The following is a 23,673-nucleotide window of genomic DNA, read 5'->3' as shown; positions in this document are numbered from 1 at the left end:
AAATAAGTGAACAGCAACGGATTGCCCCTCTATTTGGTTAACCAATACCACATGCCGGTTTAACCATTCCGAAAGACAGGGTTGACAGAAAAACAGCATAAAATTCAAAAGGCTGACTATGAAAACAATTAAACATTACAGATGGCATATGATTCTGCTGGTATGCTTCATAACCATCATTAACTACCTTGACCGTACCGCATTAGGTGTCGCAGCACCGACCATTATGAATGACCTGGGGATCACCAAAGAGCAGTATTCCTGGGTTGTCAGCGCATTTCAGCTGGCATATACCATCGGTCAGCCAATCATGGGCTTCTTTATTGATACGATTGGCCTGAAACTCGGCTTCTTTATCTGTGCCATCATCTGGGGTCTTGCCACTATGGCTCATGCCCTGACCGGCTCCTGGCAGGGGCTGGCCTTTATGCGCGGGATCATGGGTTTCAGTGAAGCTTCCGCCATTCCGGCCGGTGTGAAAACCGCCACCACCTGGTTCCCGGCAAAAGAGCGCGGGATAGCCACCGGTGTGTTTAATATGGGAACCTCTTTCGGTGCAATGCTGGCTCCGCCGCTGATCGCCTGGTGTATCATGTTCCACAGCTGGCAGTTCGCCTTTATTGTCGCCGGTGCGCTGGCGATTATCGCCGCCTTCGTCTGGTTCTTCTTCTATAAAGATCCGAAAGATGCAAAACGTCTGTCTGATGAAGAACGTGCCTATATTGAAAACGGTCAGGAAAAACATCTCAAATCCGCAAAGAAAGAGAAAACCTCAGTTATCAATATTCTGAAGCAGCGTAACTTCTGGGGTATCGGCCTCTCCCGTTTCCTCGCGGACCCGGCATGGGGAACCATTAACTTCTGGGTGCCGATTTTCTTCGTGGAAACCCTGCACTTCAGCCTGAAAGAAATCGCAATGTTTGTCTGGCTGCCGTTCCTGATGGCTGACCTGGGCTGTCTGGCCAGCGGATTTGTGGCGAAATACTTTAACGACCGCGGTGTTTCCCTGATTAACTCACGCCGTATCACCTTCACCATCGGTGCGGTTCTGATGACCACTATCGGTCTGGTCAGTATTATTGAGAACCCGTATGTCGCAGTGCTGTTAATCAGTATCGGTGGCTTCTCTCACCAGCTGTTATCCACTGTTGCCGCCACCCTCGGCGGGGATCTGTTCAAGAAAGACGAAGTGGCAACCGCTGTGGGTATGGCCGGTGCATGTGCATGGTCCGGTCAGTTAATCTTTAACTTATTTATCGGTGCGTTCGTCGGTATCATCGGCTTCGGTCCGTTCTTTATTGCGCTGGCTGTCTTCGACCTTATCGGTGCTGCCGCGCTGTGGATTCTGATCAAAGAGAAAAAAGAACCGCAGGATCCCGCACAGGATAGTGATGAAACGTTAATCGTCTCTCACTGATCCGCTGAAATCCGTACCGGAGAGATACACAGGGAACCCGCTGTGTATCTCTTTTTTTTGCGCTGTCTCCCGGATTCCGCCGCTTTTTTGACAAACACCGGCGTAAAATCATTTTTGGTCGACCAATTTCTGATAAACTCTCCGGGTAAGAATTCCCATTTTACGGCCATGATAATGACACAGTTGACTGAACCCAAACGCCCTTATCAGGAAGTCGGCCATGCGTTGCGCCAGATGATCACCAATATGGATTATGTCATCGGTGACAAACTGCCGCCTGAACGCGAAATCGCTGAAATGCTGGATGTCTCCCGGGCAGTTGTCCGCGAGGCACTGATTATGCTGGAACTGGAAAACCTGATTGAAGTCCGCAAAGGTTCCGGTATCTATGTTGTTGCCCTCCCTCACCTGAGAGAAAGTGCGGTAACTGACCCGTGTGCGCTCAATGCCGCCGGTCCGTTTGAGCTGTTACAGGCGCGGCAGCTGCTGGAAAGCAATATTGCGGAATTTGCCGCCACGCAGGCCACGCCGGTGGATATTGCGAATATGCGCAACGCTCTCCAGCGGGAACGTGACGAACTGAAAACCGGGGAAGATGAAACCGGTGACCGCGAATTTCACCTGGCCATCGCGCAGGCGACACATAACAGCATGCTGGTGGAATTACTGAAGCAATCCTGGGCATGGCGGGAGAATAACCCGATGTGGCTGAAGCTGCACACGCGGATTACCAATAAAGATTACCGTAAAGAGTGGATGACCGATCACCAGGCTATCCTCGCGGCAATGATTAAAAAAGATCCGGCAGCGGCCAAAGAAGCCATGTGGCAGCATCTGGAAAATGTGAAACAGCGTCTGCTGGAGCTGTCGGATGTCGATGACCCGAATTTTGATGGTTATCTGTTCAATTCCTACCCTGTTGACCTGGTACGGAACTGATCCCCCCGCGCACCTTTTTTACTCTCAGACACCAAAAACCGGGCAAAATCAGCCCGGTTTTTTTGACCGTAAAATAAAAATAATACCCTTATTATTCATAGTGTGATTCATCTCTCATTCATAAAAATGATTCAATTTACTGATATATAACACTTATTTTATAACAGAGAAATTTATTCTCTGCCGTCTGCGGCTGCGGAATTTTTTTAGAAAATTTTTTCTGACTACCTGTGCCACTATCCGGCCATTACAATAACTATTAAATATTCATCGCATATTTTACAGGACACCAACTATGAGTAAGAAAATTGCCACTGTGCTGATCCATGGCGGACAGCAGCAGGATAACGTCAACCATGCTATTTTCCCGGCGATCACCACCGCCAGTACGTTTGTACAGACCAGCCTGAGCGAACACGGCGAATACGCCTATTCCCGCGTCAGTAACCCGACCCGTCACGCCTATGAAACACTGCTGGCCGATGTCGAGGAAGGCACTTACGCCACCGCAACGGCTTCCGGTGTGGCGGCTGCGGCACTGGTGCTGAATATCTTCCCGCAGGGCTCCCATATTATTGCGATGAAAGGCGTGTACGGCGGGACATTCCGTCTGTTTGAACGCGTGGCAAAAGAGAACTGCGGCCACGAATTCGATTATGTTGACCTTAATGATTTAGCCGCAGTGCGCAGCAAAATCAAAGACAATACCCGCATGATCTGGATAGAAAGCCCGACCAACCCGTTACTGGAACTGGTTGATATTGAAGCCATCTGCGGACTGGCGAAAGAACACAATATCGTAACCTGTATCGATAACACCTTCGCGACACCGTGGAACCAGAAGCCTCTGACGATGGGTGCGGATCTGATCATGGTCTCCTCCAGCAAATATATCGGCGGTCACTCTGATTTAATCGGCGGTGCGGTGATCACCAACCGTGACGATCTCGCGGAAAGACTGAATTTCCTGAAAACCACCACCGGCGCGATTGCCTCACCCTTTGATGCTTATCTCGCCCTGCGCGGCCTGAAAACCCTGGCACTGCGGATGGCGGCACAATGCAGCAATGCGCAGGCCGTGGCGGAATTCCTGTCCGGTCACGACAAAATTGAGAAGGTGTTTTATCCGGGCCTGAAAGATCATCCGCACTATGCGTTATGTAAAAAACAGATGCGCACCGGCGGTGCTGTGGTCACTATTCAGCTGAAAGGCGGCCTCGCAGAAACCGAAGCCTTTGTGAAAAAACTGCGCTATTTTGTGCTCGCGGAATCGCTGGGCGGCGTGGAAAGCATGGTAAATCACTCCGCGACCATGTCCCATGGCTCCATGACCCGCGAAGAGCGCGAATCCATCGGTGTTTTTGACAGCACGCTGCGTTTGTCTGTCGGCATCGAAGATATCAGCGATTTACTGGCTGATTTACAGCAGGCTCTGGCCTGACACAGCATCACTACCACAATAATAAAAGAGAAAGCGTATGCAGGACTATGGTATCTGGACGGTCATTACCCCGGTCGTCACAATTATTCTGGCCATCTGTACCCGTCAGGTGATTTTATCACTGCTGATCGGGATACTGGTCGGCTTTACTGTTATTCATGATCACAACCTCTTACTGGGTATCCGCGCGACCCTCGAAGGGATTATTGATGTCTTTAAATCATCAGGCAACGCCAAAACTATCATCTTTATGCTGATGATTGGCGGGATTATGCGGCTGGTCGTGGTGACCGGCGGCGTGCGGGCACTTGTCCGTCTGCTGACCAACAAAACGCAGATCATCAAAGGCCGCAAAGGTGTGCAACTGCTGGCGGTGATTATCACGTCGCTGATTTTTATCGAAAGCTCGATTAACCAGCTGGTCTCCGGTGCTTCCACCAAAGCGCTGGCGAAAAAATACGGCGTGCCGCCGGAGAAAATGTCTTACATCATTCAGACCGCCTGTGTGTCTGTCTGTTCTTCCGCCATGATCAACGGCTGGGGTGCGGCAATGATGGGCGTTATCGGTGTGCAGATCTCTCAGGGGCTGATCACCGGCGAGCCGTTTGATATCCTGGCACATTCCATGGTTTACAACATCATGGCCTGGTTCTCACTCGCCAGCATTCTGTTCTATATCTTCAGTAATGTCTCTTGGGGACCGATGCGCAAAGCAGAAATGCGTGCGCAGGCACTCATCAGCTCTGCGGATGTGATCACCGCTACGCCGGAAGAAACACACGACGAGCCGGAAGATGATAAAGACATTATCGATCATCCGAACTGCCACACCTCACTGAACTTCTTTATCCCGATCCTCTCCACCATTCTGATGGTGCCGGTCGCGCTGTATATCACCGGTGACGGCGAGTTCAGCAAAGGCAGCGGCTCCACCTCGGTTTACTGGGGCGTAATGTTCGGGACGGCGGTGTCATTTGTCTGGTTCCTGGCGCGCCGCGTGATGAATGTCGATACCTTCTTTAAAGAGCTCTATATCGGCTATGCCAATATGATTAAAATCAGTTCGGTGATGATCCTCGCCTTCCTGATGGGCTCTGTCTCTTCTGACCTCAATACCGGTGCCTATATTGCCCAGGTGACATCCGGGGTTATCGCGCCGGGCTTCTCTGTCGGCTTTATCTTCCTGATCAGTGCCATTATGTCACTGGCGACCGGCACCTCCTGGGGCACATTCGCTATCATGATCCCGATTGGTGTGCAGTTAGGTCTGTCCGTTGGTATGCCGCCGGAATATATGATTGGTGCCGCTATCGCCGGGTCTATCTTTGGTGATATGACCTCCCCTATCTCCAGTGATGCGATCGTGGCATCGATGGCGACAGACTGTGACCATATTGAGCATATCCGTACCCAGATGCCGTATGCGGTATTAACCGCAAGTTTTGCGCTGGCCGTCTACCTCTGGTTAGGATTCACCTACTGAGTATGACCGCGAATTCAATAAGGAAATGATATGTCTTCTTCTGTAAACACCGCCGGGGCAACCCGGCTGCAACAGACACTGGCGCAGTTCAGTAAGCTTAATCTGCTCAGCGGTGTTACACCGCTGAATAAACTGAATAATCTCTCCCGCCTGCTGGGACGGGAGATTTACATCAAGCGTGATGATCTGACACCGCTGGCAGCGGGCGGCAACAAGCTGCGCAAGCTGGAATTCCTGATGGCGGATGCCCTGGAAAAAGGCGCACAGTTTATTGTCACCGCCGGGGCTATTCAGTCTAACCACGTCCGTCAGACAGCAGCTGTCGCGGCAATGTACGGCCTGAAATGCGTGGCACTGCTGGAAAACCCGATCGGCAGTCAGAATGCGGATTTCCTGAATAACGGTAACAAGCTGCTGACGGATTTATTCGGTGCGCACTGTGTGATGTGTGATGCACTGACTGACCCGGATGCGCAGATGCAGGCGCTGATCAACCATATGCAGCTCAGTGATGCCTATATCGTGCCGGTCGGCGGCTCCAATATGCTCGGCTCGCTCGGCTATGTGCAGTGCGCCCTGGAAATCGCACAGCAGATACCGGAAGGCACAGAATTCGGTGCCGTTGTCGTCGCTTCCGGCAGCGCCGGGACACACGCCGGGCTGTCTGCCGGATTACAGCTGGTGATGCCGCAGACTCCGGTTATCGGAGTCACCGTATCGCGGGTATATGCCGATCAGGCACCGAAAGTGGTTAAACTGCAAAACGAACTGGTACACCTGTTTAATATTGAAACCCCTGCGCCGGTCGCACTGTGGGACAGTTATTTTGCTCCGGAATACGGCATGCCGAATGCCGGCGGGCTGGAAGCCATTGAACTGCTGGCGCGTCACGAAGGCATTTTGCTGGATCCGGTTTACACCGGTAAAGCCATGGCCGGGCTGATTGACCAGGTTCGCAGCCATCCGGAAGATACGTCACCGCTGCTGTTTGTACATACCGGCGGTGCTGCCGGGCTGTTCGCCTATCAGGAAGTGAGCCGTTCTCTGTAACAAAACCGGGCGGATACGGGACACACATTCCCATATCCGCCTGGATTATTCATATTATCCTCTGTTTTAACGCCTTTCATTTGTCATTTTATGACGACAAATCCCGCCTTTCTCCCGGAAAAAAATAGAATTAACGCCTTTTTTGTCCGGTAATCTGCCGATGATATGTAAAAAAATAATACTCACCATATGCGTTTTATTTCCATTTAATAAACTCAATATACTGATAATAAATGATTTTTTGTTTTCTCTTATTTTTCACGTCATCATAAAATGACTATTACTCCCATTGGTTGTATTAAAAAACTTAATAAAATCAATAAATAAGAAAAAAATTAATGCTGAATTATTATGTCATCCGGGGAAACATTCTGACACATCGATTCATATCCCAGCGAAATATTACGGATATAATTATTTCCGTGGATAACGATTCACTTTTTATTATTAACTGGATTATGGATTAGTCACCGGGGAACATCATTCAGATGAAAATTGTATTATTTATCTATTTCGTCAATCATACTTAATAATGAACATATACATACCCGGAATTACGCCATAGCATCACGCTTCGGAAACAAAGACAGAATTATTCTCATTCTGTTTTATAACCGAATAATATCCCATCCGGAAATAACGGATATTTCGCATATTCAATATATTGAATAGTATTAATTTACACAAGGTTTTTAAATGAAAAATGTATTAACGGGCAAGGCATTATTATCACTCTTATTAGCTGGTTCAGTAATGAGTGCATCTGCAGAAGAAACACAGGATGGCACCATTACATTCTCCGGGTTTATTTACAACTCAACCTGTACTATCGACCTGAATGGTGATAATTCACCGGATGCACATGTCCAGATGGGCCGTTACCCGACAAGTGCCTTCGGTAAAAAATATGATACCGCAGGCGGTGAAGGTATCTACGGTAAAATCGATATTTCCTTAATCGATTGCCCGGATCAGGGGAATGTGACATTAAAACTTAACGGAAAACCAAAAAATGGCGAAAGTGATATTTTAGAACTGGATAATCCGGGAGATGACAGTACCGCAAAAAATATCGGTATTATTATCTATGACCGTGATGGTGACCATAGTGGTGACGGTATTGATATCGATGGTTCATTTGAAAAAGAATATCACGTTGAAAACAGCGCCAGCTGGGAAGCCAGCTATGTCGCAAAATATATCAGCATGGCTGATGATGTTGAAGCTGGTCAGGCAAATGCAACATTAAACTACACCCTGACATATAACTAATATTCATTGCGCAGATTATTTAATCTGCGCACCCTTTTTTCGGTTATTTTCCGGAGATACTATGTTCGCTAAAAAAAATATTCTCTCTGCTTCTCTGTTTTTTTTATTCACCGTTAACAGCTATGCCGGATTTGGTCTGGAAACAACACGGCTGGTTTATAACGAAAAAAATAAAAGCGAAGGTGTTGTTGCTTTTAATACTGATAAGAACCGGAATTATTTACTGCAATCCTGGATTGAAGATGCAAACGGCAATGTCAGCCCTGACTTTGTCACCACGCCACCTTTACTGAAGCTCCGGGCTGAACAAAAAAACACCTTGCAGGTCACAAAAGTCACCGGAATGCCGGCAGACAGAGAAACACTTTACTGGCTGAATGTGAAATTTGTCGCTCCCAGTAGTGAAGACCAGGAAAACGTTCTTCGTTATTCCATGACCAATAAAATCAAAGTGATATATCGTCCTGACTCTCTGCCGGGTAAAAACCTCGATCCTGCGGCAGAAAAACTGGCCTGGAAAGCCGGTGGCCGGACTGTCACGGTGAAAAACCCGACACCGTATTACATCAATATTTCCGGTATCAGCATTAACCAGCGTGATGTGCCGTTCACACAGGGTTATTTTGCCCCGTTTTCTGATACCGCGGTTGCACTGCCGTCACCGGCAGTCCGGAACGCGCCTGTTTCGGTAATGTATATCAACGACTACGGAAAAAGCATCGAAAAACAATTTTTACTCCAATAAGTGACGGTCAATATCATGAAAAATAACCGCGCTGAAATCCGCACACATCTGCTGCCGCTTCTGATGATCCCGGTATGCGCGGCGGTACTTCCCCGTCATGTGACAGCCGCTGACTATTATCCGCCCGGCCTGCTGAATATTGCCGGCAGCGGACAAACGGTGACAAATGAAGAGCTGAGTGTATTCCGTGACAACGATGTGGCGGAAGGAAACTACGATGTCACCCTGTTTATCAATAAAGTAAAAATTACCCGGATGGCTGTTCCGTTTGTGCTGATGACCGGCAAAGAGGATAAAGAAACCCTGCAGCCCTGTTTTACTGAAGCACAGTGGCATGCGTTCGGCATTATTTTTCCGGATAACACTGCTGTTCAGACCACACAGGACGGATGCGTTAATCTCAGCGGAATGGATTTTATCAGCGGCGATCTGGACTTAAACAACCAGATTTACTCCCTGACAGTGCCGCAGTCTCAGCTTAATCAGGACAAAATCCGCAGCCTGGAAGAAAAAAACTGGGATAACGGCATTCCGGCCGCGTTTGTGAATTACAATTTTTCCGCATTTAATCAGCGTAATCGTGGCAACACGCAGGACAGTTATTACGGAAATATCCGGACCCGGGTGAATATCGGCGCCTGGCGCTATAAAAATTATACCGTCTGGACACATAACCAAAGCGGCGGTGATAAATGGAATACCATCAGTAATACAATCTCACGCAATATTAATCCGATAAAAAGTGAGATTGCGGCCGGTAATCTGTATACCTCATCACAATTGTTTGACGGCGTGAAAATCCGCGGCGTTAATCTGAAAACCGATCGCATTATGGAGCCTGCCGACAACCGCAGCTATGTGCCGGTCATCAGCGGTATGGCAAATTCAGAAGCGGTAGTGTCCATTGTCCAGAATGGCGAAACCATTTTCCGCCAGACGGTACCGGCAGGCCCGTTTTCCATTACACAATATTACCCGATGAGTAACGGCGGTAACCTCTATGTCACCGTCAAAGAAACTGACGGGGCGGAAAACCAGTTTATTGTGCCTTTCTCGACAATCGCCAACCTTGAGCGCAAAGGCGGTTTCCGTTATGCCGTTTCTGCCGGGCAATACGACAGCAGTAATGACGGTGACGGGAAATTCCTCAGCCAGGCTGAAGCCTTTTATGGCGCGACCGATTACATCACTCTGTACGGCGGAACATTTATTGCTGCTGACTATCATTCTGCCGGACTCGGGACCGCGCTGAATATGGGAACCGCAGGTGCTGTCACCACGGATATCCTGCATGCCCGCACCCGGCTGAATGATGAAAAAACCATCAGCGGTAATGCATTTCGTATCAATTACGCCAAACGGATTGAATCCACCAATACCAGCCTGACGCTGGCAGGTTATCGTCACTTTGATACCGGTTTCTACCGGTTTGAGGATGCCGCCGCCCGTAAGGAATATCAGCCGGATCCGCAACTGAAATTAAAAAATGAGTACACACTGACACTGAACCAGCCGGTATTTTCTGACCGTGCCACACTCAACCTGACGTCAGTGATTTATCAGTACGGTAACGGGCAGACCAGCCGCTCCTATAACGCCGGTTTTAACAGTGATTTCAGCGGTATCAGTTACGGTGTGTATTACACCTATTCACAGGGTAATCAGTTTCAGGAACAGACAAAAAACAATCAGAGCCTGAGCATTAACCTGTCCGTACCTCTGAGCTTCGGTGATTATCCGGTACGCGCGGCTTACAACCTGTCAACTGACAACAATCACCAAACCCAGCAGACCGCCCGCCTGAACGGTAATTTCGGTGAACATAGTCAGGGCAGCTGGGATGTTTATCAGGGGTATACCAATCAGGGTTCCGGCTATTCCGGCGGTATCAGCTCCTCATATCAGTCATCGTATGCGGTGATGAATGCCGGTTACTCTTACAGTCAGGATAATAAAAACCTGAGTTACGGCATCAGCGGCGCACTGGTCGCCACACAGTACGGCATGCTCGCGGCACCGGACTTACAGGAAACCAATGCCCTTGTTCTGACCAAAGATGCCGCCGGTGTCGGTGTGATCAACGGCCGGGCAATAAAGACCAATCATGCCGGTCTGGCACTGGTATCCGGCATGACACCGTACCGGAAAAACAATATCAGTATTGATACCCGGACACTGCCGGATGATGTGGAAATCGAAAATAATATTTCCGGCAATATGATCCCGACCAAAGGGGCATTAATTCTGGCCGATTTTAATACCAAAAAAGGCTATAAGCTGCTGCTGCGCCTGAAAACAGCAGACGACCGGGAAATTCCGCTGGGTGCAGAGGCGGTCATGACCGGTGCGGAAACACAGTTAGTCTCCGGATTTAACAACCTCTATTTTCTGACCGAACAACCGGCAGGTGAAATCCGGATTAACTGGAAACAGGATGGTGCCGCACACACATGCAGTCTTCATTATGATACCGCACACACTGTACCAGTAAACGGACTCTATATTGCAGATGCAGACTGCCGCACAGGCTCACAATGAGAAATAACATCATGATAATGTCAAAAAAAATAAGAAAAATGGCGGCTGTATCCGCCTTACTGGCTGCCGGGTATCTGAGTGTATTTCCGGCGCAGGCTGCACAGGAATGCACCCCCGGCGGCTCCAATGCACATATGCCGATGACGGCCCGGGTTGATCTTTCCCTGAGCGGAACGGTTAAGAAGAATGACAAAGTCGGAGAATTTCTTTTTAACGGGCCGGGTTACGGAACACATATTGCCAACTGCAGCCCGGATTCCGAGGTCTATGGCTATGCCACCTATGGCGAAGGCAGCGGTATTATCGCAAAATACTACGGCGATATTGACGGCAATCCCGCCTATCACGTTTCCCCTTCCGGTGTGCAAAGACCCAGCTATGTTTATGTGCTGACTGATACCAGTACAGGCACCGTACTCCGTACCCAGCCCGGCGCCCGTATTACTGTCCCTGAGGGCCGGCTGGAACCGCTGAAACTGAAAATTGAAATCTATGCGGCGGTTGATAATCCTCCGACACTGTCACTGCATGATATGACTATCGGTGCCATCCTGCTCTCGCCGTTTGATAAGAACGGCGGAACAACCCGGTACACCTATTCCTATCTGCTGAGAGGAACACTCCAGCAGGCACCGGTTTCCTGCAATGCAGAGAGTACCAATCTGGAATTTCGTCTGCCCCGTGCGCCGGTTTCTGCATTCCGTGAAAAAGGATTTCCTGACGCGGAATACAGCGCAGAAGATAATCTGACACTGACCTGTACCGGCGATGTCTCAGCAAAAATCAAATTACTCTCTGATAATACAGCCGATTACAACGGGAAACCGTCGGTGGTCAGGGTGGATAATGAAGGCAGAAATAATAATTCATTCGGTATCGGCTTTGTGGTCACGTCTCCTCTCAGCGATGAAACACCGCTGATCAGTCAGGAGTTTGTCAAACTGGCCGATCTGAATGAAGGCACCACGACAGTCCCGCTGAAAGCACACTATTACCGCTACGGAAATGATGTATCAGCGGGCAAAGCAGAAGCCACCGCTCAGTTTGTTTTACAGTTTAACTGATGTCAGAGCCGTCCGGGTTGCTCCGGGCGGCTGCCGGCACTCAGCTGATGCCGGTGCATCCCCGCCATGCCATCGGTACAGCAGCAAGATGATAAAATGGCGTACCCAGCAGATAATGGTCATACACCGTCAGCCCCGGTGTTTTGTTTTTTTCCATCGCGTAATATTCAACAGGCAGAATAAACGACAGTAATAACAGCGAGATACCGGCATTCCGGACAGCACGGCGCGGCAGTGCGCGGCTCAGCAGGTGAACCACCGTAAAATATCCCCCGGAAACCACGATAAAAAACAGTACGATACCACTGTTTTCAGCCGGGGAATCACCCGCTGATAACGCGCCTTTCTGATGAAGCAGATCAGGAAGCATTGTCCGGTACTCAGCCCCCGCTCCGTGGCAGAAAAAAGCAGATGCGGATAAGTTCAGCCCCCATAAAACTGTCAGCAGGGCGACAACAACTTTGCCTGCGGTATAGCGGAAGAGATACACATTTGCCAGCAGCAGTAATGTCCCCATCACCGTAATTTTTACATTGTACTCCGCCCCCGGCCCGCCGGCTAACACCGCCGGTGCCAGAGCAACCGGTACAATCAGTAAAACAGAAGAAAAAAGACGCATAAATTAACTTTTGAGTAACATAAACGATCGGGCTGCAGTAAACCATTAACAACCTGATAAAACAAGTGGCGGAGAGAAAGAAAAACGCGGCCTCCGGAACGGAGACCGCGCTGTGACATCTGTCAGTGAGATTTGCCCTCTTCAATTCCCAGCCCAATCTGAGAGCGGATAAACTGCGCCTCAAAGCGGCTGCGTTCTTCCTGACCCTGTGCGGAGTTATCCGTCACAGACACCAGCCAGGCCGCAATAAAGGCGGCAAACATCGAGAAAAGCGCCGGATATTCATACGGATAAATCGCTTTTTCATGCCCGAGAATACTGACCCAGATAGTCGGCCCCAGGATCATCAGGATCACGGCGGTTAACAATCCCAGCCAGCCCCCGGCCAGTGCGCCCCGTGTGGTCAGGCGTTTCCAGTACATGGAGAGCAAAATGATCGGGAAGTTACAGCTCGCCGCGATAGAGAAAGCCAGCCCCACCATAAAAGCAATGTTTTGTTTTTCAAACAGAACCCCCAGCCCGATGGCAACAATCCCGAGAATAATTACGGTGATTTTGGAGACTTTTAATTCATCCCGCTCGTTGGCTTTGCCGTCTTTGATAGCACAGGCGTACAGGTCGTGGGAAACCGCAGAAGCGCCCGCCAGGGTCAGCCCGGCAACAACCGCCAGAATAGTCGCGAATGCCACAGCAGAAATAAAGCCGAGGAACAGATTACCGCCGACCGCATCCGCCAGATGCACCGCCGCCATGTTGGTGCCGCCGATCAGTGCCCCGGCCGCATCTTTAAATACCGGGTTCGGGCTGACCAGCAGAATGGCACCGAAGCCGATAATAAAAGTCAGGATATAGAAATAGCCAATGAATCCGGTGGCATAGAACACACTCTTACGCGCCTCTTTGGCATCACTGACCGTGAAAAAACGCATGATAATATGCGGCAACCCGGCAGTACCGAACATCAGCGCCAGCCCCAGCGATAATGCAGAAATCGGATCCGATACCAGCCCGCCCGGGCTCATAATCGCCAACCCGTTTTTATGTACCGCAACCGCGTCTTTAAACAGGGTGTTAAAGTTGAAATCCACGGCTTTCATCACCATCAGTGCCATAAAGCTGGCACCGGCAAGTAACAGAACCGCCTTGATAATCTGCACCCAGGTCGTTGCCAGCATGCCGCCGAACAGGACATAAAACACCATCAGGATGCCGACCAGCACAACCGCCACGATATAGTTGAGTCCGAATAACAGCTCAATCAGTTTACCGGCTCCCACCATCTGGGCTATCAGATACAGCGCCACCACCACCAGCGAGCCACTGGCAGACAGCACACGAATCGGCCTGGCTTTCAGACGGTAAGAGACCACATCCGCAAAGGTGTAGCGCCCGAGATTGCGCAGACGCTCCGCAATCAGGAACAGGATCACCGGCCAGCCGATCAGGAAGCCGATAGAGTAAATCAGGCCGTCATAACCGGAGGTGTAAACCAGCGCGGAGATCCCGAGGAAGGATGCGGCGGACATAAAGTCACCGGCGATCGCCAGCCCGTTCTGAAACCCGGTAATTTTCCCCCCTGCGGTGTAGTATTCCGCGCGGGAACGTGTCCGTTTTGCCGCCCAGTAAGTGATGTACAGTGTCAGGCCGACAAAAATCAGGAACATAATAATGGCCTGATAGTTTACCGGCTGGCGCTCCACCGGCCCGCTGATGGCATCGGCGTGGCTGAACAGCGGACACAGCAGGGATAACAGAAGAGCAGAAAGGCGCGTTTTCATTGTTTCACCCCGCTGATGATTTCGGCGGTCAGACGATCAAATTCCCCGTTGGCACGGATGGTATAAATACCGGTCAGGACAAACGCACTGACAATCAGTCCGACCCCGACAGGGATCCCGCGGGTAATCGTCAGACCTTCGCCGAGTGGTGTGCCCAGCCATTGCGGGTCAAAGGCAATCAGAATAATAAAGCTGACATACAGCACAAGTGTAATCGCGGACAATGTCCATGAGAACCGGCTGCGCTTTCTGACCAGTTCCTGAAAGCGAGGGTCATTCTCCACCTGTTGATAAATGGATGCGCTCATTGAGGATACTCCTCTGTTTTTGTTATCCGGAGTGTCAGTGCCGCATAACACGGCACTGACTGAGGTTAGCGTGCTAGTTCATGTTGATGGCCTGCTTTTCTTCGAGCAGTTTTTCGACCACACCCGGGTCAGCTAATGTTGATACATCACCCAGATTACCGGTATCACCGGTGGCGATTTTACGGAGGATACGGCGCATAATTTTACCGGATCGCGTTTTCGGCAGAGAATCGGTCCAGTGAAGAATATCCGGAGTGGCAATCGGGCCGATTTCTTTACGGACCCAGTTCCTCACTTCCGCATACAGTTCCGGAGTCGGCTCCTCGCCGTGATTGAGTGTGACATAGGCATAAATAGCCTGCCCTTTGATACTGTGCGGGATCCCGACCACTGCCGCTTCGGCAATTTTCGGGTGTGAAACCAGCGCGGATTCCACTTCGGCAGTGCCGAGGCGGTGCCCGGAGATATTCAGCACATCATCCACCCGGCCGGTGATCCAGTAGTAGCCGTCTTCATCACGGCGGGTACCGTCCCCGGCAAAATACATACCTTTAAAGGCGGAAAAATACGTCTGTTCAAAGCGTTCATGATCACCGAACAGGGTGCGGGCCTGACCCGGCCAGGAATCGAGGATCACCAGATTCCCCTCGGTTTCACCGTCCAGGATTTCGCCCTGGTTATCCACCAGCGCTGGCTGAACACCAAAGAACGGCACGGTCGCGGACCCCGGTTTCAGTTCAATCGCCCCCGGCATTGCGCCGATCATGCAGGCACCGGTTTCGGTCTGCCACCAGGTATCAACAATCGGGCAGCGGCTGTCACCGATGGTTTTGTAATACCACTCCCAGGCTTCCGGGTTAATCGGCTCGCCGACCGACCCCATAATACGCAGTGATTTGCGGGAGGTGCCCTCAATCGCACTGAGACCTTCCGCCATCAGGGCGCGGATAGCGGTCGGCGCGGTATACAGGATATTGACCTGATGTTTATCGACAATCTGACACATCCGGTTGACCTTCGGATGGTTCGGTACGCCTTCAAACATCAGCGTGACAGCCCCGTTGGAGAGCGGGCCGTAAACCAGGTAGGTGTGTCCGGTTACCCAGCCGACATCCGCTGTACACCAGAACACCTCATCACCATGATAATCAAAGATATATTTAAATGTCAGCGTGGCATAAACCAGATAACCGCCGGTCGTGTGCAGCACCCCTTTCGGTTTACCGGTCGATCCGGAGGTATAGAGGATAAACAGCGGATCTTCCGCATTCATTTCTTCCGGCGGGCAGTCAGCGCTGACACTGCTGACAGCATCATGCCACCAGATATCACGCCCTTCCTGCCACTCCACCGGATTGCCGGTACGGCGGAAAACAATCACACTGCTGACTGTGGTCACGCCCGGGTTTTTCAGGCCGTCATCCACATTTTTCTTCAGCGGGATAGTACGCCCGGCGCGCAGACCTTCATCTGCGGTGATCACCATTTTTGCCCCGGAATCAATGACACGGCCGGAGACCGCCTCCGGCGAGAACCCGGCAAAAATCACCGAATGTACCGCACCGATACGGGCACAGGCCAGCATGGCAACCATCGCTTCCGGTACCATCGGCATATAAATCGCAACCACATCTCCTTTGCGGATCCCCTGCTGTTTCAGGACATTGGCAAACTGGCAGACATCATGATGCAGTTCACGGTAAGTGAGTGTGCGGGACTCATCCGGGCTGTCACCTTCCCAGATCACCGCCGGTTTATCACCACGCTCCGCCAGATGCCGGTCAAGACAGTTGGCACTGAGGTTCAGTGTGCCGTCCTCAAACCATTTAATACTGATATGGCCCGGATCAAAGGAGGTGTTTTTCACCCGCGTATAGGGCTTTATCCAGTCTACAATCTGGCCTTTCTCACGCCAGTAGCTGTCGGGATCTTCAACAGACCGCTGATACTCGTCCAGATACTGCTGATGATTGATTAGCGCGTTTTCTGCAATTGCTTCGGGTACAGGATATTTCGTTATTTTTGTCATGATGCATCTCCTTTCAATTGTTAATGCTATGTCAAAATCACGTTAAATAAAGTTACCTTTCCGCCTTTGTTTCTTTTTTGCGCTAAAGATCACGGATTGAAAAAGGGGGTATTCACAGCGTTATCATTTGATGCAAAAAGCCATGGCAACACAAAACATCACCTTTTACATAAAAAACAGTGCATAACATCACCCGATAAACACCAGCTAAAATATTTAACCAAAATAAGACAGTAAACTAACAAATAAAAAGAATCCGCACAGATCGCACAGATCTGATAATCATTTTCATTATCATCTGTTTCATTATAATGTTTCTCCTGTTCACACCCGGTGTGAGCGGTTCGGTCAATTACTGGAGTTATAATTATGAGCTATGTATTACCTGCATTACCGTACGCTTATGATGCGTTAGAACCGCATTTCGATAAAATGACAATGGAAATTCACCATACCAAACATCATCAGACGTATGTAAATAACACCAACACCGCGCTGGAAGCCTTCCCTGAGATGGCAAATCTGGATATCGACGATCTGATCGCACAGCTCGATAAATTCCCGGCGGACAAACGTACCTTTATCCGTAACAACGCCGGTGGTCATTCCAACCACAGCATGTTCTGGAAAGGCCTGAAAACCGGCACCACATTACAGGGCGACCTGAAAGCGGCGATTGAGCGCGATTTCGGCAGCGTTGAGGCGTTTCAGGCTGAGTTTGAAAAAGCCGCCGCAACCCGTTTCGGTTCCGGCTGGGCGTGGCTGGTACTGAAAGACGGCAAACTGGCTGTGGTCTCCACCGCCAACCAGGACAGCCCGCTGATGGGTGAAGCGATTTCCGGCACCTCCGGCTATCCGATCATCGGCCTGGATGTGTGGGAACACGCCTATTACCTGAAGTTCCAGAACCGCCGTCCGGATTACATCAAAGCATTCTGGTCTGTGGTGAACTGGGATGAGGCAGCAGCGCGTTTCGCTTCTGCAAAATAAGCCCTGAACTATGTGCGGGCGCTGTCCGCACATATTCTTCTTCCCCGCTTTCGATTATGATATCCGTCTCACTCAATACGGAGGCGGCATGGCATACATACCTTTAGTTTTCACCGGTCCCGTCAGGGATACCGTCCGCTGCGGGCGCAGTGCGATTGAAAAGCGTCAGACCGACGGCGTGATTGCCCTCAGTGCCACCGGACTCGCCGGTGATGAACAGGCGGAAAAAGCCTTTCACGGCGGCCCTGACCGTGCGTTGTGTCACTATCCCCGCGAACACTACGACTACTGGAAAATGATGTATCCGGAGATTGAGGATCGCTTTGTCGCGCCGTTCTTCGGGGAAAATATATCCACCCTCGGTATGACAGAAGACACCGTATTCATCGGGGATATTTACCAGTGGGGCAGCGCCGTGATTCAGGTCACCCAGCCGCGCTCACCGTGTTACAAACTGAATCCGCTGACGGATGTGTCTGATTTTGCACAGGTGATGCAGGACTGCGGCCGTACCGGCTGGCTGTATCGTGTCGTCGGGAAAGGCGATGTCAGCAGTGATCAGCCGCTGAAACTGCTGACCCGCACCAGCGCGGTGTCTGTCAGGGAAGCCGCCGCCATCGCGTTTCATCTGCCGTTTGATGAAACCGAATACCGTTATTTATTACAGGCATCCGGGCTTTCCGCCAGCTGGACACTGACCATGCAGCGCCGCCTGATAACCGGAAAAATCGAGGATTTTAACCGCCGGTTATTCGGTTCCGCCGCCGTGTAAGAATATGTAATCCCGGGTTCTCCCTGCTTTAAACCGGTTCCGGAATGTGTGATTATCATACCCGTTTCACGATGACCGCTGCTGACGCGGCAATACACACAGACGACCTTCTAAACAGGAGACACGGATGAAATACCTGATAATGCTGCTGAGCCTGGCAGCGCTTTCACTGCCTGCCGCTGCAGCAGATCAGAACAGTGCGGATGAACTGGAAATCTTTACGGATAATGCCGAAAACTGTATCCATTTTGCCGGTGAATGGGATGTGTCCCTGCCGGCAGATCAGAAAAAAGATATCAAAAAAGCACTGGATGAAACCTGTCCTCCGGCCAAAGAGCAGCAAAAAGTCTTGCGCGAAAAGTACCGCAATGACCCGGACATGCTCGCAAAAATTAATGAATTTGACCTCGGTCAGTAACATCCGCCGTAAAAAAAGCCCTTCCGGTCTGCACCGGAAGGGCTTTTTGATCTGATAGTGTGATGCCTCAGGCGAAAATCGTTTTCTCTGCCGGGATCACCGGCAGTGCATCCTGCCAGCCCCTGAGTGTCAGAGCCGTCAGGGCAGATAACCCTTCATAGAACGGACTGCCGCATTTTTCCTGCATCCGCGCCAGATAGAAGCGGGCCCACGGCAGAAGGTGTTCCGCCAGCAGTGAATTCAGGGCATCCGGACGATTTTCCGCCGTCCAGGCCGCCATCATCAGTAACAGACCGATGTGATCTTCCGGCTCATTCTGCGACAGCGCAATATCCACCTCATGCACACGCATCCACTCACGCAGGGCAACCGTGGAATCTCCGAACAGCACCTGCTCTTTATCCAGCCAGACAGAACCCCACGGTGACGCGGGCAGCGCCTGCGGCCCGATAAACAGCCGCTGATAAGCCTGCGCTAAGGTTTCCTCACCGGCGACCATCAGATTCAGCTTCTGCGCGGCAGTCTGCTTTTGTGCATCATCGCCGTACGGCCATTCCGCCACCCACTCCCCGGAAGAGAGCAGTTCTGTTATCTGCACGATCTCTGACGGCGGATAGTAAAATGCCGCCCCGAGAATACGGGCCGTTAAAGCAACATCACTGACAGCTTGCTCACTCATCACTCAGGATCCCCGCCATAAAATACCCGCGTATCAGGACAGATAGGCCATACCCACTGTCATATGCAGCCCGTAGAAAATACCGCGGCCGATGATCTCCCCGGACAGCACCAGGACAAAACCGATCAGCATCATAATCACCGGCGGATTCGCCCGTTTCACCAGCGGCAGGATCCAGCAGGTCAGACCCAGCACCAGCAGAACCAGACGCCAGCCCATATACAGACCGAACTCCGGTACCAGCGCGGAAGCGCTCTGTACGGAACTGCGGATAAAGGCCAGATCAAACGCCTGAGACGTCACTGCGACCGCACTCGCCACCAGCGCAACGATACTGACCAGCGGCAGCCAGCTGATGCAGCGCAGGTCAAACCCGGCAATCCGCAGCAGCAGAGCAGCCAGCACCGGCCCGCCCAGCAGGGCTGTCAGCACAAAGTGAACTGTCGTGTACGGGGTATACCAGGTCGGTACCGTGGCAATCTGGTAAACCTGCGGGATAGCGTAAATAAAGACCACCGCCAGCACCATGACCACCAGCAGCCAGAGCTTACCAAGCGCCGCCGGCATTTTGTTCAGCACCGCCAGCAGCCAGTAAAAACCACCGGCAGCGAAGAAGACCGAACCGGCCGCAATTTCATTACTGAGCGACGAACTGCCGAGACGGTTAAAAGCGTTAAACGCACGCAGCGGTGTACCCATGTGCATCATAGAGAGCAGGAAACCCACCCCCATCAGTACCCACAGGCCGAACATGCTGTAATGCACTTTACGGTTCATTTCCGGTGACAGTTTTCCGGACAGCAGGACTGCCGCCATGACAATAAATGCCCCTGCCACACTCTGCCCGATGGTGGTAAAAAACATCAGCGGCCATTCATGAATTCCCGATCCCATGTTATACCTCCTCCGGGTTCGCCAGATGGCCTGTGGTATCCCCGACAGGACGGCTGTTGGCATTCAGTTTTAAAACGATATTCGGGTGTGTGTATTCCGCAGACGGCAGCGGCGCGATCTCCGCCAGTGTGCCATATTTGGCCCGCAGCTCCTCAATCGGCCCCAAATCCAGTGCCCGCAGCGGACAGGATTCAACACAGATCGGCTTTTTGCCTTCCGCGACGCGCTCATAGCAACCGTCACATTTGGTCATATGGCCTTTGACCTCATCAAACTGCGGTGCGCCGTACGGGCACGCCATATGACAGTAGCGGCAGCCGATACACACTTCTTCATTCACCACCACAAAACCGTCTTCCCGCTTGTGCATTGCACCACTCGGGCAGACTTTGGCACAGGCCGGGTCATCACAGTGGTTACAGGAGATGGAGAGGTAGTAAGCAAACACATTCTGCTGATACACACCATCCTGCTCTGTCCAGTCGCCGCCCGCATATTCATAAATACGGCGGAAATTCACGTCCGGAGATAAGTTTTTAAAGTCTTTACAGGCCAGCTCGCAGGTTTTGCAGCCGGTGCAGCGACTTGAATCAATGTAGAAACCATATTGCGTTGACATAAATCGCTTCCTCAGGCCTTAACGACTTCAACCAGGTTGGAATGGGACGGATTCCCTTTCGCCAGCGGCGACGGGCGCTGAGTGGTTAACACGTTAATGCTGCCAGCGTGATCGATACGATCGCCGTCCGGGCTGTACCATGCACCTTCACCCAGACCGACAACGCCCGGCAGAATACGCGGTGTGACTTTCACATTGACGCGCACTTCCCCGCGGTCGTTGAAGACCTTCACGTTATCACCGTGCGCAATCCCGCGTTTCGCGGCATCAACAGGGTTAATCCACAGTTCCTGCGGACAGGCGGCTTTCAGCACATCAACGTTGCCGTAAGTGGAGTGAGTCCGGGATTTGTAGTGGAAACCGGTCATCTGTAACGGGTATTTTTCCTGAAGCGGGTCACCGGCATGCTCAAAGCCTGCGGAATACACCGGCAGCGGATGGATTTCATCCCCTTCATTCAGTTCCCAGGTGTCACGGAGTTCCGCCAGCTGTGCGGAATAGATCTCGATTTTACCTGACGGCGTGGTCAGCGGGTTTGCCTGCGGGTCGTTGCGGAAATCGCGGTACGCCACATGGTGTCCCTGCGGGTCACGTTTTTTGAAAATACCCTGTTTGCGGAATTCATCAAACTCCGGCAGTTCCGGCAGCGCGGCGCGGGACTGTTCATACAGGTGACGCAGCCACTCTTCCTGGGTACGGCCTTCGGTAAACTGATCACCGACACCCATCCGTTTGGCGATTTCGCTGGTCATGTCATAAATATTGCGGCTTTCAAAGCGCGGTTCGATTGCCTGATCGGCAAAAATCACGTACCCCATGTTGCCCGCAGAGGCATCCATGCAGAAATCCATCTGTTCGGAAGCGGTGCAGTCCGGCAGCAGGATATCCGCATATTTGGCGGAGGAGGTCAGGTGGTTATCGATCACCACAATCATTTCGCACTTGCTCTCATCCTGAAGGATGTCATGAGTGCGGTTAATTTCGGAATGCTGGTTCACCAGGCAGTTACCGGCATAGTTCCAGACCATTTTGATCGGCACATCCAGCTTATCTTTACCACGCACACCATCACGGGTGGCGGTCATCTCTTCGCCGCGCAGAATGGCATCGGTCCACATAAACATGGAGATACTGGTTTGCACCGGGTTGGTCAGGGTCGGCATGCGGACAAACGGGATTGCGTAAGAGCCTTCACGCGCACCGGTGTTACCGCCGTTAATCCCCACGTTTCCGGTCAGAATTGAGAGCATGGCAATGGCACGGGATGCGGTTTCGCCGTTTGAGCGGCGCTGCGGGCCCCAACCCTGGGTGATATACGCCGGTTTGGCAGTACCGATTTCCCGCGCCAGTTTCACAATCCGCGCGGCAGGAATACCGGTAATTTTGGCTGCCCATTCCGGGGTTTTCGCCACACCGTCCGGCCCCTCACCTAAAATATACGCTTTATAGTGACCGTTGGCCGGGGCGCCGGCAGGCAGGGTGGTTTCGTCATAACCGACGCAATATTTGTCGAGGAACGGCTTATCCACCAGGTCTTCGTTGATCATCACATACGCCAGCGCGCTGACCAGTGCGGCATCTGTTCCCGGACGGATCGGGATCCATTCATCCTCACGCCCTGCCCCGGTATCGGTATAACGCGGATCGATGATAATCATACGGGCATTTGATTTCTCGCGTGCCTGCTCAACATAATAGGTCACGCCGCCGCCGCTCATGCGGGTTTCGCCCGGGTTGTTGCCGAACAGCACCACCAGCTTGCTGTTTTCAATATCTGACGGGCTGTTACCGTCCGCCCAGCCGCCGTAGGTGTAATTCAGACCGGCTGCAATCTGTGCGGTACTGTAGTCACCGTAATGATTCAGATAACCGCCGCAGCAGTTCATCAGACGGGCAATCAGTGTTGCTCCCGGCGGCCAGGATTTGGTCATGGTGCCGCCGAGGGTGCCGGTGCCGTAGTTAAGATAGATAGATTCGTTGCCGTAATCGCGGATCAGGCGCTTCATGGTACCGGCGATAGTATCAAACGCCTCTTCCCAGGTGATGCGCTCGAATTTGTTCTCACCACGTTTACCCACACGTTTCATCGGGTATTTCAGGCGATCCGGGTTGTACACCCGGCGGCGCATGGAACGGCCGCGCAGACAGGCGCGAACCTGATGCAGGTCTTCGTAGACATCATCACCGGTATTGTCGGTTTCAACATATCTGATTTCGCCGTCAACCACATGCATCCGTAACGGACAGCGGCTGCCGCAGTTAACCGTACAGGCGCTCCAGACCACTTTCTCATCAGAAGCCGCCGCAGGTGCCGGGGTAGTTTCAGCGGCAGACGCCGCATGGCTGAACGGGAGGGATAACCCGCCCGCTGCAACTGCCAGTCCGCCAGCCGCACCGGAGGCTTTGACAAACCCGCGCCGCGTCAGCGGCGCAGTGAACAACGCCGTTTCTTTCATCTTTGTCATATACATTGCTCGCTTAATTAATTTTGTAATCGTTATTATTATTGTTGTTGCCGGATAACGGCTTATTGTCAGATTGCGACTGGTAACCATTCGCAATAAATTATTTGTAATACAATAACCTGCGGATATTAACCTGTCGTTATTTTACGGTTT

Annotated in this window: 20 protein-coding genes; 12 read left to right on the top strand and 8 right to left on the bottom strand. The window is 51.5% G+C overall.

Annotated elements, in window-relative coordinates:
- Nucleotides 1–118 precede the first annotated feature (118 nt).
- From ACF8OF_RS08590 to ACF8OF_RS08550, 9 genes are all read left to right on the top strand, one after another.
- Nucleotides 119–1,417 (top strand): MFS transporter, encoded by a 1,299-nt coding sequence (locus ACF8OF_RS08590; RefSeq protein WP_262860877.1) that lies wholly within the window; start codon nucleotides 119–121, stop codon nucleotides 1,415–1,417.
- Nucleotides 1,418–1,591: 174 nt separating this feature from the next.
- Nucleotides 1,592–2,356, top strand: coding sequence for an FCD domain-containing protein (locus ACF8OF_RS08585; protein WP_392496344.1), 765 nt, complete (start codon nucleotides 1,592–1,594; stop codon nucleotides 2,354–2,356).
- Between the two features lie 295 nt (nucleotides 2,357–2,651).
- Nucleotides 2,652–3,797 (top strand): trans-sulfuration enzyme family protein, encoded by a 1,146-nt coding sequence (locus tag ACF8OF_RS08580; protein WP_392496343.1) that lies wholly within the window; start codon nucleotides 2,652–2,654, stop codon nucleotides 3,795–3,797.
- Between the two features lie 37 nt (nucleotides 3,798–3,834).
- Nucleotides 3,835–5,280: a Na+/H+ antiporter NhaC family protein gene (locus tag ACF8OF_RS08575; RefSeq protein ID WP_262860879.1), complete on the top strand. Its 1,446-nt coding sequence runs from the start codon at nucleotides 3,835–3,837 to the stop codon at nucleotides 5,278–5,280.
- 30 nt (nucleotides 5,281–5,310) lie between these two features.
- The gene (locus tag ACF8OF_RS08570; RefSeq protein ID WP_392496341.1) at nucleotides 5,311–6,330 is read left to right on the top strand and encodes a D-cysteine desulfhydrase; all 1,020 of its coding nucleotides are present in this window, start codon (nucleotides 5,311–5,313) and stop codon (nucleotides 6,328–6,330) included.
- Nucleotides 6,331–7,083: 753 nt separating this feature from the next.
- Nucleotides 7,084–7,602, top strand: a complete 519-nt coding sequence (locus ACF8OF_RS08565; protein ID WP_262860881.1) for a fimbrial protein — start codon at nucleotides 7,084–7,086, stop codon at nucleotides 7,600–7,602.
- A 61-nt stretch (nucleotides 7,603–7,663) separates the two neighbouring features.
- Nucleotides 7,664–8,347 (top strand): molecular chaperone, encoded by a 684-nt coding sequence (locus tag ACF8OF_RS08560; RefSeq protein ID WP_392496339.1) that lies wholly within the window; start codon nucleotides 7,664–7,666, stop codon nucleotides 8,345–8,347.
- 15 nt (nucleotides 8,348–8,362) lie between these two features.
- Nucleotides 8,363–10,885, top strand: a complete 2,523-nt coding sequence (locus ACF8OF_RS08555; protein ID WP_392496338.1) for a fimbria/pilus outer membrane usher protein — start codon at nucleotides 8,363–8,365, stop codon at nucleotides 10,883–10,885.
- Between the two features lie 11 nt (nucleotides 10,886–10,896).
- On the top strand, nucleotides 10,897–11,949 hold the full coding sequence (locus ACF8OF_RS08550; protein WP_392496337.1) for a fimbrial protein: 1,053 nt from the start codon (nucleotides 10,897–10,899) through the stop codon (nucleotides 11,947–11,949).
- Nucleotides 11,950–11,989: 40 nt separating this feature from the next.
- Here ACF8OF_RS08550 and ACF8OF_RS08545 read toward each other — a convergent pair whose 3' ends face one another.
- The 4 genes from ACF8OF_RS08545 to acs form a co-directional block, all read right to left on the bottom strand.
- Entirely contained in the window at nucleotides 11,990–12,568 is a 579-nt protein-coding gene (locus ACF8OF_RS08545) for a hypothetical protein (RefSeq protein ID WP_392496336.1), read from the bottom strand.
- A 122-nt stretch (nucleotides 12,569–12,690) separates the two neighbouring features.
- The gene (locus ACF8OF_RS08540; protein ID WP_262882734.1) at nucleotides 12,691–14,346 is read right to left on the bottom strand and encodes a cation acetate symporter; all 1,656 of its coding nucleotides are present in this window, start codon (nucleotides 14,344–14,346) and stop codon (nucleotides 12,691–12,693) included.
- On the bottom strand, nucleotides 14,343–14,654 hold the full coding sequence (locus ACF8OF_RS08535; RefSeq protein ID WP_004237915.1) for a DUF485 domain-containing protein: 312 nt from the start codon (nucleotides 14,652–14,654) through the stop codon (nucleotides 14,343–14,345). Before ACF8OF_RS08535 ends, ACF8OF_RS08540 begins: the two co-directional genes overlap by 4 nt.
- 73 nt (nucleotides 14,655–14,727) lie before the next feature.
- Nucleotides 14,728–16,683: an acetate--CoA ligase gene (gene acs / locus ACF8OF_RS08530; RefSeq protein WP_392496334.1), complete on the bottom strand. Its 1,956-nt coding sequence runs from the start codon at nucleotides 16,681–16,683 to the stop codon at nucleotides 14,728–14,730.
- A gap of 369 nt (nucleotides 16,684–17,052) precedes the next feature.
- On the opposite strand from acs, the gene sodA reads away from it, so the two are divergent.
- The 3 genes from sodA (at nucleotide 17,053) to ACF8OF_RS08515 (ending at nucleotide 18,863) form a co-directional block, all read left to right on the top strand.
- Entirely contained in the window at nucleotides 17,053–17,673 is a 621-nt protein-coding gene (gene sodA, locus ACF8OF_RS08525) for a superoxide dismutase [Mn] (protein ID WP_004237912.1), read from the top strand.
- An 88-nt stretch (nucleotides 17,674–17,761) separates the two neighbouring features.
- A complete protein-coding gene (yiiM, locus tag ACF8OF_RS08520) occupies nucleotides 17,762–18,445 on the top strand; it encodes a 6-hydroxyaminopurine reductase (RefSeq protein WP_262882736.1) in 684 nt (227 codons plus the stop codon).
- A 127-nt stretch (nucleotides 18,446–18,572) separates the two neighbouring features.
- The gene (locus tag ACF8OF_RS08515) at nucleotides 18,573–18,863 is read left to right on the top strand and encodes a hypothetical protein (protein WP_072872377.1); all 291 of its coding nucleotides are present in this window, start codon (nucleotides 18,573–18,575) and stop codon (nucleotides 18,861–18,863) included.
- A 67-nt stretch (nucleotides 18,864–18,930) separates the two neighbouring features.
- Here the strand turns inward: ACF8OF_RS08515 and dmsD are convergent, their stop codons facing one another.
- The 4 genes from dmsD to dmsA are packed head-to-tail and all read right to left on the bottom strand — an operon-like array spanning nucleotide 18,931 to nucleotide 23,520.
- Nucleotides 18,931–19,542, bottom strand: coding sequence for a Tat proofreading chaperone DmsD (dmsD, locus tag ACF8OF_RS08510; RefSeq protein ID WP_392496332.1), 612 nt, complete (start codon nucleotides 19,540–19,542; stop codon nucleotides 18,931–18,933).
- Nucleotides 19,543–19,575: 33 nt separating this feature from the next.
- Entirely contained in the window at nucleotides 19,576–20,436 is an 861-nt protein-coding gene (locus tag ACF8OF_RS08505) for a DmsC/YnfH family molybdoenzyme membrane anchor subunit (protein ID WP_025151600.1), read from the bottom strand.
- A gap of 1 nt (nucleotide 20,437) precedes the next feature.
- Complete coding sequence (locus ACF8OF_RS08500; protein ID WP_262882739.1) at nucleotides 20,438–21,055, bottom strand: DMSO/selenate family reductase complex B subunit; 618 nt, start codon at nucleotides 21,053–21,055, stop codon at nucleotides 20,438–20,440.
- Between the two features lie 11 nt (nucleotides 21,056–21,066).
- Nucleotides 21,067–23,520, bottom strand: coding sequence for a dimethylsulfoxide reductase subunit A (gene dmsA / locus ACF8OF_RS08495; RefSeq protein WP_279797049.1), 2,454 nt, complete (start codon nucleotides 23,518–23,520; stop codon nucleotides 21,067–21,069).
- Nucleotides 23,521–23,673: the final 153 nt, after the last annotated feature.

Source organism: Morganella sp. TYF_1 (assembly GCF_043105645.1).
Classification (GTDB): Bacteria; Pseudomonadota; Gammaproteobacteria; order Enterobacterales; family Enterobacteriaceae; genus Morganella; species Morganella morganii_B.
The sequence above is the reverse complement of the archived record's forward strand: the minus strand, read 5'-3'. Positions and strand labels throughout refer to the sequence as shown.